Genomic DNA, 11,589 nt, shown 5'->3' with positions numbered 1-11,589 from the left:
AGGCCTTTTTCGTTTTTGCGTCCCGCAGGTTCCAGCCGGTCAGGCGGCCTGCTGAAATTGCTGGCGATACTGATTCGGTGACAGTTCGGTGTGTTGACGGAACAGGCGCGCAAAGAAGCTGGCGTCGTCGTAACCGACCTCGTAGCTGATGGTCTTGATGCTTTTGCGCGAGCCTGACAACAGACCCTTGGCGGTTTCGATGCGCAGGCGTTGCAGGTAATGCAACGGCTTGTCACCGGTGGCAGTCTGGAAGCGGCGCATGAAGTTGCGAATGCTCATGCCGTGTTCCCTTGCCACATCTTCGAAGCGAAACTTGTCTGCGAAGTGTTCCTCGAGCCAGTGCTGGATCTGCAGAATGATCACGTCCTGATGCAGCTTCTGACCGCCGAAGCCGATTCTGCCAGGTGAGTAAGTGCGCCGGACTTCATAAAGAATGTCGCGGGCCACGGCCTGTGCGACGTTTGCACCGCAGAACCGCTCGATCAGATAGATGTACAGGTCGCAGGCAGACGTGGTGCCGCCCGCGCAATACAGGTTGTCGGCGTCGGTCAGGTGTTTCTCCTGATTGAGCAGCACGTTCGGATAGCGCTCGGCGAACTGGTTGAAGAAGCGCCAGTAGGTGGTCGCTTCCTTGCCGTCGAGCAGCCCGGCCTCGGCGAGCCAGAACACACCGGTGGCTTCCGCACACAGAACTGCTCCTCGGGTATGCTGCTCGCGCAACCAGGGCAGAACCTGAGGGTAACGCTGGCAGAGCGCGTCGAAATCGTCCCAGAAGGCCGGGATCACGATGATGTCGCTCTGGCACAGGTCGCCGTCTACCGGCAGCGTGACATCGCTGAAGCTGCCGACGGGCTGACCGTCCGGGCTGACAAGGCGTATTTCGAAAGCGGGGACCAGGCCGTGACCCAGTTGTCTGCTGTACCTGAGGCTGGCCAGGTGGAAAAAGTCCTTGGCCTGCATCAGGGTCGAGGCGAACACCTTGTCGGTGGCCAGAATGCTGACGCGCCGCAGAGGCGTTGAGTGTTGGGTTGGCATAGTCTTTATTCTTATATGGGTAAATGGTCAATCAACGGCTGGATCGTCTTATTTTTTCTCGGGCGTGTCCAGTCAGGTCGCAGGCAACCCGAGGTGTGCGGACCTTCCGAAGGCTGAATGGCAGGCGGCAAATATCCTCCATCACGGCGGTCCTGAGCAATAAACAGAACGTGAACGAAAAACCGGTTGAGGTTATTTTTTCAGCCTGTATAATCCGCCAGCTCTTTGCAGTGGAAGTGATGCGCCGTCTGCCGAAGAATCTTGCCGTAGAACGGACGCGCTGACCCGAGCCCCCGATAGCGTCTGTTTCCGGCTGCCTTTGACTTGTCAAAGTACGCACTATTCAGTAAGATCCGCCGTCTCATTTTCAGGGCGGCCCCTGAGGCTATAAAGAATGAAAACTTTTACTGCTAAACCGGAAACAGTTAAGCGCGACTGGTTCGTCGTCGACGCTGCTGGTCAGACCCTGGGTCGTCTGGCCACCGAAATCGCGAGCCGTCTGCGTGGCAAGCACAAACCGGAATACACTCCGCACGTTGATACCGGCGACTACATCGTCGTGATCAATGCCGAGCAGATCCGCGTTACCGGTGCCAAGACTACCGACAAGATCTACTACTCACACTCCGGTTTTCCGGGCGGGATCAAGTCGATCAACTTCGAAAAGCTGATCGACAAAGCTCCTGAGCGCGTGATCGAGACCGCGGTCAAAGGCATGCTGCCTAAGAACCCGCTGGGTCGCGACATGTATCGTAAGCTGAAAGTCTATGCGGGCGCTGTACACCCTCATACTGCTCAGCAGCCCCAAGAACTGAAGTTTTAACGGAATAGTTCATTATGTCGGCGACTCAAAATTACGGCACTGGCCGTCGCAAGACCGCAACCGCACGCGTTTTCCTGCGTCCGGGTACTGGTAACATTTCGATCAACAACCGCACTCTGGAATCGTTCTTCGGTCGCGAAACTGCCCGCATGGTAGTTCGTCAGCCGCTGGAGCTGACCGAGACCGTTGAAAAGTTCGACATCTACGTCACTGTTATCGGTGGCGGTGTAAGTGGTCAGGCTGGCGCAATCCGCCACGGTATCACTCGCGCTCTGATGCAGTACGACGAAACCCTGCGTGGCGCGCTGCGTAAAGCAGGCTTCGTGACTCGCGATGCTCGTGAAGTTGAACGTAAGAAAGTCGGTCTGCGTAAAGCGCGTAAGCGTCCGCAGTACTCGAAGCGTTAATTCGTTCTTCGTTCAAAAAGAACGCCCACCTCGTTTATCGAGTTGGGCGTTTTTTTATGGGTCGGTTTTGAGCTGTTCGATTTTGCGCAGGCGAGGACCGGGCTGTAACGTCTGACTTACAGCCTGCCGTGCTTTTGAGGCGGTCGTCTGCCGAAGGGTGTTTTTACCCTCCGGCAGCGTTTATAACAGCTAAATTGTTATCAGACAGACGCCTGCGTTCGACAGGCCGGATCGCTGATGGGAGAAGGTTGAATGAGCAATGACGGCGTGAATACGGGCCGGCGTCGCTTTCTCGTAGCTGCCACGTCCGTGGTGGGTGCCGCCGGAGCTGTGGGCGCTGCGATTCCGTTCGTGGGCTCATGGTCTCCGGGCGCCAGGGCTCGTGCGGCAGGGGCGCCGGTCAAGGTCAACATCAGCAAGATAGAGCCGGGCCAGCAGATGGTCGCTGAATGGCGTGGTCAACCTGTGTTCATCCTGCGGCGCGGCCCCGAGATACTGGACAACCTTGGCAAGCTGACCGGGCAGTTGTCCGACCCCGAATCCAGAGCGTCAGTCCAGCCAGGCTATGTCGATCCGGCGCTGCGCTCGATCAGGCCGGATATCGTGTTGCTGGTCGGCATCTGCACGCACCTGGGATGCTCTCCGACCTTCCGTCCTGAAGTCGCCCCTGCCGACCTGGGCAAGGACTGGGTGGGCGGCTATTTCTGTCCATGTCACGGCTCTCACTACGACCTGGCCGGACGGGTATACAAGTCTCAACCCGCGCCTCTGAATCTGCCAGTTCCTCCGTATTCCTACGAGTCGGACACGGTCATCGTCATTGGCGTCGATCAGGAGGGCGTGTAATGGGCAGGCTGGTGGACTGGATCGATGCGCGCTTCCCCGCCACGCGGATGTGGGAAGACCATCTCAGCAAATACTACGTACCGCGCAACTTCAATTTTCTGTACTTCTTCGGCTCGCTGGCATTGCTGGTGCTGGTCAATCAGATACTGACCGGTATCTGGCTGACGATGAGTTACACACCCGCGGCGGAGGGTGCGTTTGCCTCGATCGAATACATCATGCGTGACGTGGAGTACGGCGCCATTTTGCGGCTGCTGCACTCCACGGGCGCTTCGGCGTTTTTCATCGTCGTGTACATGCACATGTTTCGCGGCCTGCTTTATGGGTCTTATCAGAGGCCGCGAGAGCTGGTATGGATTTTCGGCATGCTGATCTACCTGAGTCTGATGGCGGAGGCCTTCATGGGGTATCTGCTGCCCTGGGGGCAGATGTCCTACTGGGGCGCGCAGGTGATCATTTCGCTGTTTGGTGCAATTCCGGTGATAGGTGAAGACCTGACCCAGTGGATTCGGGGCGACTATCTGGTGTCAGGCATCACCCTGAACCGTTTCTTCGCGCTGCATGTCGTGGCGCTGCCCATCGTGATCCTGGGGCTGGTCGTTTTGCACATCCTTGCGCTGCATGAGGTGGGCTCCAATAACCCGGACGGCATCGACATCAAGAAGCACAAGGATGAACACGGCAAGCCTCTGGATGGCATCGCCTTTCATCCGTATTTCACCCTGAAGGATCTGGTGGGAGTGGTGGTGTTTCTGTTCGTTTTTTGTACAGTGGTATTCTTCTTTCCGGAAATGGGTGGCTATTTTCTGGAGAAGCCCAATTTCGAGCCAGCCAACGCGTTCAAGACCCCGGAGCACATCGCGCCCGTGTGGTACTTCACGCCGTTCTACGCCATCCTGCGCGCCGTGCCAGACAAGCTGATAGGTGTCATGGCCATGGGGTCGGCCATTGCGGTGCTGTTCGTGCTGCCGTGGCTCGATCGCAGTCCGGTCAGGTCCATGCGTTACAAGGGCTGGATCAGCCGCCTGGCGCTCGTCCTGTTCTGCGTGTCATTCGTGACGCTCGGCTACCTGGGGGTTCAGCCGCCGACGCCGGAGGGTACGGTCGTGGCGCGCATATGCGCCTGCCTGTACTTTGGCTACTTCCTGTTGATGCCGTTCTACACCCGGCTGGAACGCACGCGGCCGGTTCCGGAGAGGGTAACGGGGCCATGAGAAAATTTCTGGCTGTGTTGATCCTTGCGGCGTTGCCAGCGCTCGTGTTCGCGGCGGAAAGTGGGGCACCGCTTGAGCATATCGATATCGATGTGTCCGACAAGGCGGCCCTGCAGGACGGGGCGCGTACCTTCGTCAATTACTGCATGGGCTGCCATGGCGCCAAATACCAGCGGTATGAGCGTGTGGCCGACGATCTGGGTATTCCTCATGAGGTGATGCTGGAAAAACTGGTATTCACCGGAGCCAAAATCGGCGATCACATGCAGACCGGTATGCAGCCGGCAGATGCCAAGACCTGGTTCGGCACGGCGCCGCCTGACCTGACCCTGGTGGCGCGTGTGCGAGGTACCGATTGGCTTTATGGCTACATGCGTTCGTTCTATGAGGATCCGGCGCGGCCCTGGGGCGTCAACAATAAGGTTTTCCCTGATGTGGGAATGCCGAATGTGCTGGTGGGGCTACAGGGGCGACAGGTGATCGGCTGCAAGCAAGTGCAAATCGAGGAGGATGGCAAAAAACGATATGACCCGTTGAGTGGTGCACCTCTGACTCATGAGGCGTGTGATCAACTGACCATCGTACCGGGCTCGGGAAGTCTGACGCCTGCGCAGTTCGATGAAAAAATCAGGAACCTGGTGACCTTTCTCGATTACTCGGCCAACCCCGTCAAATTGCGACATCAGCGTATCGGCACGTATGTGCTGCTGTACCTGGCCTTTCTACTGGTCTTCGTTTACCTGCTCAAACGCGAATACTGGAAGGATGTTCATTGAGCGGGTGTCACGCCAGCCTTACATAAATGCGTCATCGCGGTCGCAATGTGAATCAAATACGCGGTGAACAGCATAGCGGGGCAAGATTACAGAATTTAGCGGGCATAAATGAGCTATCGTGTCGCCCGCAGTGAGCACCTGCCCTGTCGCGCTCTTTATAAAAGGCTTTCTGTGGGCAGGTTTTCAATCTGTCCGATAAATTTCAACAAGCGAGGAGGATCGCCATGGGCGTGACCAACCGGTTGGCCTGTTACTCCGACCCCGCCGACCACTATTCACATCGTGTGCGCATTGTGCTCGCCGAGAAAAGTGTCAGCGCTGAAATCATTGATGTTGTGGCCGGGCGTCATCCGCCACAGCTGATTGAAGTGAACCCCTACGGCAGTGTGCCAACCCTGGTCGATCGCGACCTGGCGTTGTACGAGTCTACGGTGGTAATGGAATACCTGGATGAGCGCTATCCGCATCCTCCGCTGTTACCGGTCTATCCGGTGGCGCGTGCCAACAGTCGTCTGCTGATCCATCGCATCCAGCGTGACTGGTGCGGGCTGGTGGATCTGATTCTTGATCCGCGCAGCAAGGAGCCGGCACGTGTGCAGGCGCGCAAGGAATTGCGTGAGAGCCTGACCGGGGTTTCCCCGTTGTTCGCGGAAAAGGCTTTTTTCCTGAGTGACGAGCAAAGTCTTGTCGATTGCTGTCTACTGCCCATACTCTGGCGTCTGCCGATTCTGGGTATCGAATTGCCGCGGCCTGCCAAGCCGCTGCTTGATTACATGGAGCGCCAATTTGCGCGTGAGGCTTTTCAGGCAAGTCTGTCTGCCGCCGAACGTGAAATGCGCTAAGGCTTAAGGAGCCGTTGATGAACTCCAGTCGCCCTTATCTGGTTCGCGCTCTTTATGAGTGGATCGTTGATAACGATTGCACCCCGCATATGCTGGTCAATGCGGAGTACCCGTCCGTGCAGGTCCCTCAAGGGTTTGCCAATGACGGACAGATTGTCCTGAATGTTTCGCCGAGTGCAGTGCGTCATCTGCACATGGATAACGAAGCAGTCAGTTTCGAAGGCCGCTTCGGCGGTGTGCCGCATACCCTTTACGTCCCTGTCGGTGCGATTCTGGGCATTTATGCCCGCGAGAATGGCCAGGGGATGGTTTTCGATCTGGAGCCTTCCCTTGAGGAGGATGAAGAGATCGAGCTGGACGACGGCGACGGCGACGACACGCCGCCAGACAGCGAGCCGCCTCGTCCTACGGGCAGGCCGAGCCTTAAAGTGGTGAAATAAAAAAAGGCGATCCGCAAGGATCGCCTTTTTCATGTCTGCCGTCTGGCTGTCAGTCGATGTACTCGAACAACTTGACGATTTTCTGCACGCCGGACACGCCCTGCACCAGATTGGTGGCGCGATTGGCTTCGTCCTGAGTCACCAGACCCAGCAGGAACACAATGCCGTTCTCGGTCACGACCTTGATGCGTGAGCCGGGGATGGATGCATCAGCGATCATCTGGCTTTTGACTTTGGTGGTCAGCCAGGCGTCGTTGTTGCGGGCCAGCAGCGAGGAGGGCGCCATGACCTGCAGTTCGTTGTTGACCTTCTTGACGCGCTGTACGGAGCTTGCAGCCTGTTCAGCAATGGCCTTGAGGTCTGCGCGTGGAACCTGGCCTGCCAGCAGCACGATACCGTTGAAGCTGGTAACGACGATGTGCGAGCCTTCGGCCAAGTCAGGGTTGGCCTTGGAGATGTTCACCGCCGCCTTGGTTTCGATCAGTGAGTCGTCGATCTTGCTGCCAAAAGTGCGTGTGCCTCGATCATCCTCGATCGGCTTGTCGCGACTTGCGGTAATAACCGAGCTGCATCCGGTCACGCTCAGGCACAGTGTCAGAACCAGTAGGCTAAGACGATTAGGGGTCATTCTTCACTCCCGAACAGTTGGCTGTCGATCAGATCGCATAAGCAATGGATCGCCAGCAGATGGACTTCTTGTATGCGTGCCGTAACGGTCGCCGGCACACGAATTTCCACATCTTCCGGCAGCAGCAGCGAAGCCATTCCGCCACCGTCGCGTCCCGTCAATGCTACGACAATCATTTCGCGATCATGTGCGGCCTGGATGGCCTGAATAATATTTGCAGAATTGCCGCTGGTGGAAATCGCCAGCAGCACATCGCCTGGCTGACCCAGTGCGCGGATCTGCTTGGAGAAGATCTCGTTGTAGCTGTAATCGTTGGCGATCGAGGTGATGGTCGAGCTGTCGGTCGTCAGTGCGATGGCCGGCAGGCTGGGGCGTTCACGCTCGAACCGATTGAGCAGTTCGGAAGAAAAATGCTGCGCATCACCTGCCGAACCACCATTGCCGCACGAAAGCATTTTGCCTTCGTTTAGCAGGGCATTGACCATGACCTGGCTGGCTTGCTCGATAAAGGGTGCAAGGACTTCCATCGCCTGTTGCTTGGTATCGATGCTGGCTTGAAACAGCCGGCGAATCCGGGATTGCATGTCCATCAATGTGACCTTAATTAGAGCGTACGGCGGCTGCCCGGCTTGCCGGTGTGCAGCCCGCAAAGCAATAGCGAAATCGGTAGTGGTAATGGCTTCTTGCCGGTCATGACTGCGCTGCGTGCCTGTCAGCTGTCGAAAGCGTTCTTGATCCAGTTCAAGGGGGCAGAGTCGCCTGCTGTTCCTTCAACCGCGACCACGTCGAAACGACAAGGGTAGCGGGCCCAGCCTGACTCTTGTTGCAGGAAGAGCTGTGCAGCGGTAACGAGCTTCGCCTGTTTGCGAAAATCGACACTTTCGACCGCGCCACCCCAGCTGGAATGGCGTCGGTAGCGAACTTCGACGAATACTACTGTATCGCCGTCGAGCATGACTAGATCAAGCTCGCCACGTTTGCATAACCAGTTTTGGGCAATCAGGCGTAAACCCTGCTGTTGCAAATACAGCAGGGCGTAGGCTTCGGCCTCGCGCCCTGCCTGTTGGCGGGTGTTGCCTGCAATCAAGGTGCGGTGTCCGGCAGGCGCTGAATCTTGCCGTCCACGAACTCTGCCCAAGGCAGTTGACGCTCGACCCGGCGGCCAGGGTTCATGCTCAGGCTGCCGGACAGGCCGTCGATGCGGCTGTCAGGCATGGTCTTGAGCTGGCCCAGGCGTGGAGCCAGGCGATAGGCGTCGATGCCCATCGCATACAGGCGACCCAGGCTGCCGGAAGCCTGTGGCCACTGGGCGGTCACTTGCTGGCGCAGAGGATCGTTGGCATCGAGCAGCCACGGTGTTTCGCAGAAACGGACACCGTTGAGGTCCATGTATTGGGCGTGATCGTTGCTGTTGGTGAACAGGTGCGAGGTGGCATAGACCGGAACGTCACCTGCGTACTGGAACACCATGGTCGGCTTGATCTGCTGGGCCTGTTGCGGCGTGGCAGCCAGGAACATGAAATCGATGTCCTGACGACGGCTCGGCTGTGCGGCTACATCAGTACCTACCGTGCTTTGCAGGCGCTGGGCACGGCCTTCGCTCTTGCGCAGCTGGAACAGATCGGCAACCTGCTGGGCCAGTTCGACCGGCTGATCAACGTGCTCGGCAGCGATCAGAGTGCCGCCCTTGGCTTGCCAGCTCTTGCGGAAAGCATCGAGTACGCGGTCGCCCCATTCGCCTTTCGGCACCATGGCAACCGCGCTGCGCTTGCCGTCTGCCCAGGCGCGACGTGCCACTTCACGGGCTTCGTCTTCTGCGGCCAGGCCGAACTGGAACAGCTGGGGAGGGCCTTCGTTGCCTGCATCGCTGTAATTGAGCGCAAGGGTGGTGATAGGCAGTTGCTCACGGCTGTTCAATTGCTTGACCAGATTCTTTTCCAGCGGGCCGACCACCAGTTGAACGCCGGCAGCCTGGGCCTGACGGTAGAACTCATCCATCGAGGTCAGGCGCGAACTGTCGAAGACCTGAATGGCTGGAGGGTTCTGACCTGCCTGCTGAGCCTGGTAGTGCGCGGCCATGAAGCCTTCACGCAGCGCTTTTGCAACGGAAGCCAGTTGACCATCCTGCGGCAGCAGCAAGGCGATCTTCGTCAGCGGTTCGCTGGTCAGGGCGCGCAGTTGGGCAAGTGTCGTTGGCAGTTGCAGGGCAGCAGGGTGCTGCGGGTTCTGGGCTTTCCAGGTGTCGATGGCGGCCTGCTGCTGTTCCAGCGTGCCTGCACCTTTCACCGAGCGCGCAAGGCTCAGCCAGCCACCCATATCGCCGGTCGCGTTGGCCTGAAGTTGTTCGGCGGGCAGCGAGGAAACCAGTTTCCAGATCGCATCGTTGTTGGCGGCCGCGTCGGCATCTTTCAGCAGCGGGCCTGCAAAAACGCGCTCGTTGGCAGCGGGCAGGATCTGACCATCAGCTTCCAGGGCGCGGGCCTTGACCATGTGGGTGCGCACCTGCTGCTCGACCGAGAGCTCGCCCAGGCGTTGCATGCTTGGGTGGTTCAGGGCGGTCAGGGCGGCCTTGGGCTGGTTACGGCCCATCGCCAGTTCAGCGGACAGCGTGCTGGCGAAGACCTGCAGGCCGGGCTTGAGTTGATCCATCTGCACCTGGGCAAGAATCTGCGCAGCACGACCCGCATCGTTCTGGCGGTTGGCCAGATCGGCAGCGCTCAGACGCAATGTGGCGGCCTGTTCAGGTGTTTTGGCAGCCGAGGCCTGATCGAGCAATTGCTCAATGCTGGCATCAGGAGTGCGAGGAAGCTCGCCAAGGCTGGACGAGGGCGAGCTGGCACAGGCTGCGAGAAGGGCAGCGAGGCAGAGGGCAGAGAACAGCCGCAGGCAGGCGATCATTGATGTGTTCCTGATACTCGAGCGAATTAACGGCGAATTGTACCCAAGCACTGGCCGGGGCGCGACTTCGAAGGTGTGATATTGATTGTGACGGGGCGTTCTACCCGACAATCCTGATCATTGCTCCAAGCATTTCTATGCGGCATTTAACAAAGATCATGCGTCCTTACTCCTTTTTTATAGGCTTCCCTGATGCGTAAACCGCTGATCAAGGTCGTTGCCTGTACAATGCGTCTTTTACGACACCCTGCCTGATAAACATGAGGTCTGCGCTTTGACTGTCCCGGTTGCTTCGAATTCCACCCCTGGTTCGCTTTATGTGGTGGCTACACCTATCGGCAATCTGGATGACATGAGCGTGCGGGCGCTGAAGGTTCTGCGTGAGGTTACGTTGATTGCGGCAGAGGATACGCGTCACTCGTCGCGTCTGATGCAACACTTCGGTATATCCACACCGCTGGCCGCATGCCATGAGCATAACGAGCGTGATGAGGGTAGCCGGTTTATCACCCGATTGCTGGCCGGGGATGATGTCGCGCTGATTTCGGACGCGGGCACGCCGTTGATTTCCGATCCTGGCTACCACCTTGTGCGTCAGGCGCGTGCTGCGGGTATTCCTGTCGTGCCGGTGCCGGGTGCCTGCGCCTTGATTGCCGCGCTGTCCGCAGCAGGGCTGCCGTCGGATCGCTTTATCTTCGAGGGGTTTCTGCCCGCCAAGGCGGTCGGACGCAAGGCCAGGCTCGAGCAGGTAAAAGAAGAGCCGCGTACGCTGATCTTTTATGAGGCACCGCATCGCATTCTGGAATGCCTGCAGGACATGGAGCAGGTGTTCGGTGCGGATCGTCCGGCCTTGCTGGCCCGTGAAATAACCAAAACTTTCGAAACCCTCAAAGGTCTGCCATTGGGTGAGCTGCGTGCTTTCGTCGAGGCGGACAGTAACCAGCAGCGTGGTGAGTGTGTGGTACTGGTCGCAGGCTGGACGCCGCCTGAAGACGAGGATGTGATCGGCGCCGAGGCACGCAGGATTCTGGATTTGCTGCTTGAGGAAATGCCGCTCAAGCGCGCTGCGGCGCTGGCTGCAGAGATCACCGGGGTGCGTAAGAATCTGCTCTATCAGGTTGCGCTGGACAAGCAGAAAGAGTGAGAAATGCCGGTTTTTCAATGGCTCACACAGGCCATGCAAGCTTTTAAAGCTTGTTCTCGATGGCGTGTGCCGCTAACCTTGTCGGCGGAGAGTCGATTGGACAGTCGCTGCCTTTTGTTGTTCCGCAACAAGGGGGGGAGGAAAGTCCGGGCTCCATAGGGCGGAGTGCCAGGTAACGCCTGGGAGGCGCGAGCCTACGGAAAGTGCCACAGAAAATAACCGCCTAAGCACTTCGGTGCCGGTAAGGGTGAAAAGGTGCGGTAAGAGCGCACCGCACGTCTGGCAACAGTTCGTGGCAAGGTAAACCCCACTCGGAGCAAGACCAAATAGGGTTCCTAGGCGTGGCCCGCGCTGGAACCGGGTAGGTTGCTAAAGGCGTCCAGTGATGGCCGTCGTAGAGGAATGACTGTCCTCGACAGAACCCGGCTTACAGATCGACTCTCCACCTTTTTCTCCCCTTCGTTTTTCAGCAGCAAAATCCCTTCGTAAGACCAAAAAAATCTTAAACCTCACAAATCACTTTAACTTCAAGCCCT

Annotated in this window: 13 protein-coding genes and 1 other RNA gene; 9 read left to right on the top strand and 5 right to left on the bottom strand. The window is 58.0% G+C overall.

Annotated elements, in window-relative coordinates:
• Nucleotides 1–39: 39 nt before the first annotated feature.
• Nucleotides 40–936 (bottom strand): GlxA family transcriptional regulator, encoded by an 897-nt coding sequence (locus AC0IXS_RS09370; RefSeq protein WP_161987313.1) that lies wholly within the window; start codon nucleotides 934–936, stop codon nucleotides 40–42.
• A gap of 493 nt (nucleotides 937–1,429) precedes the next feature.
• Here AC0IXS_RS09370 and rplM point away from each other — a divergent pair, with 493 nt between their 5' ends.
• From rplM to AC0IXS_RS09335, 7 genes are all read left to right on the top strand, one after another.
• Nucleotides 1,430–1,858 (top strand): 50S ribosomal protein L13, encoded by a 429-nt coding sequence (gene rplM, locus AC0IXS_RS09365; RefSeq protein ID WP_004881525.1) that lies wholly within the window; start codon nucleotides 1,430–1,432, stop codon nucleotides 1,856–1,858.
• A gap of 14 nt (nucleotides 1,859–1,872) precedes the next feature.
• Nucleotides 1,873–2,265: a 30S ribosomal protein S9 gene (gene rpsI / locus AC0IXS_RS09360; RefSeq protein WP_004881524.1), complete on the top strand. Its 393-nt coding sequence runs from the start codon at nucleotides 1,873–1,875 to the stop codon at nucleotides 2,263–2,265.
• A 252-nt stretch (nucleotides 2,266–2,517) separates the two neighbouring features.
• Nucleotides 2,518–3,111, top strand: coding sequence for a ubiquinol-cytochrome c reductase iron-sulfur subunit (petA, locus tag AC0IXS_RS09355; RefSeq protein WP_057407892.1), 594 nt, complete (start codon nucleotides 2,518–2,520; stop codon nucleotides 3,109–3,111).
• The gene (locus tag AC0IXS_RS09350; RefSeq protein WP_471824448.1) at nucleotides 3,111–4,325 is read left to right on the top strand and encodes a cytochrome b; all 1,215 of its coding nucleotides are present in this window, start codon (nucleotides 3,111–3,113) and stop codon (nucleotides 4,323–4,325) included. Before petA ends, AC0IXS_RS09350 begins: the two co-directional genes overlap by 1 nt.
• The gene (locus AC0IXS_RS09345; RefSeq protein ID WP_057407895.1) at nucleotides 4,322–5,101 is read left to right on the top strand and encodes a cytochrome c1; all 780 of its coding nucleotides are present in this window, start codon (nucleotides 4,322–4,324) and stop codon (nucleotides 5,099–5,101) included. Before AC0IXS_RS09350 ends, AC0IXS_RS09345 begins: the two co-directional genes overlap by 4 nt.
• Before the next feature lie 224 nt (nucleotides 5,102–5,325).
• The gene (locus AC0IXS_RS09340) at nucleotides 5,326–5,943 is read left to right on the top strand and encodes a glutathione S-transferase N-terminal domain-containing protein (protein ID WP_025996306.1); all 618 of its coding nucleotides are present in this window, start codon (nucleotides 5,326–5,328) and stop codon (nucleotides 5,941–5,943) included.
• 17 nt (nucleotides 5,944–5,960) lie between these two features.
• Complete coding sequence (locus AC0IXS_RS09335; RefSeq protein ID WP_057407897.1) at nucleotides 5,961–6,383, top strand: ClpXP protease specificity-enhancing factor; 423 nt, start codon at nucleotides 5,961–5,963, stop codon at nucleotides 6,381–6,383.
• Nucleotides 6,384–6,432: 49 nt separating this feature from the next.
• On the opposite strand, the gene AC0IXS_RS09330 is transcribed toward AC0IXS_RS09335, so the two are convergent.
• From AC0IXS_RS09330 to AC0IXS_RS09315, 4 genes are all read right to left on the bottom strand, one after another.
• Complete coding sequence (locus AC0IXS_RS09330; protein ID WP_004881518.1) at nucleotides 6,433–7,011, bottom strand: BON domain-containing protein; 579 nt, start codon at nucleotides 7,009–7,011, stop codon at nucleotides 6,433–6,435.
• Nucleotides 7,008–7,601, bottom strand: a complete 594-nt coding sequence (locus AC0IXS_RS09325) for a phosphoheptose isomerase (RefSeq protein ID WP_025996304.1) — start codon at nucleotides 7,599–7,601, stop codon at nucleotides 7,008–7,010. The genes AC0IXS_RS09330 and AC0IXS_RS09325 overlap by 4 nt, the downstream gene beginning before the upstream one ends.
• A gap of 122 nt (nucleotides 7,602–7,723) precedes the next feature.
• A complete protein-coding gene (locus AC0IXS_RS09320) occupies nucleotides 7,724–8,095 on the bottom strand; it encodes a YraN family protein (RefSeq protein WP_163033584.1) in 372 nt (123 codons plus the stop codon).
• Entirely contained in the window at nucleotides 8,095–9,909 is a 1,815-nt protein-coding gene (locus AC0IXS_RS09315; RefSeq protein WP_057407901.1) for a penicillin-binding protein activator, read from the bottom strand. Before AC0IXS_RS09315 ends, AC0IXS_RS09320 begins: the two co-directional genes overlap by 1 nt.
• A 274-nt stretch (nucleotides 9,910–10,183) precedes the next feature.
• Here AC0IXS_RS09315 and rsmI point away from each other — a divergent pair, with 274 nt between their 5' ends.
• Both rsmI and rnpB read left to right on the top strand, forming a co-directional pair.
• Nucleotides 10,184–11,053, top strand: a complete 870-nt coding sequence (rsmI, locus tag AC0IXS_RS09310; protein ID WP_004881514.1) for a 16S rRNA (cytidine(1402)-2'-O)-methyltransferase — start codon at nucleotides 10,184–10,186, stop codon at nucleotides 11,051–11,053.
• 88 nt (nucleotides 11,054–11,141) lie between these two features.
• Nucleotides 11,142–11,499: RNase P RNA component class A (gene rnpB, locus AC0IXS_RS09305), an RNA gene on the top strand.
• Nucleotides 11,500–11,589: the final 90 nt, after the last annotated feature.

This window comes from Pseudomonas sp. AC016 (assembly GCF_979253365.1).
The sequence above is the reverse complement of the archived record's forward strand: the minus strand, read 5'-3'. Positions and strand labels throughout refer to the sequence as shown.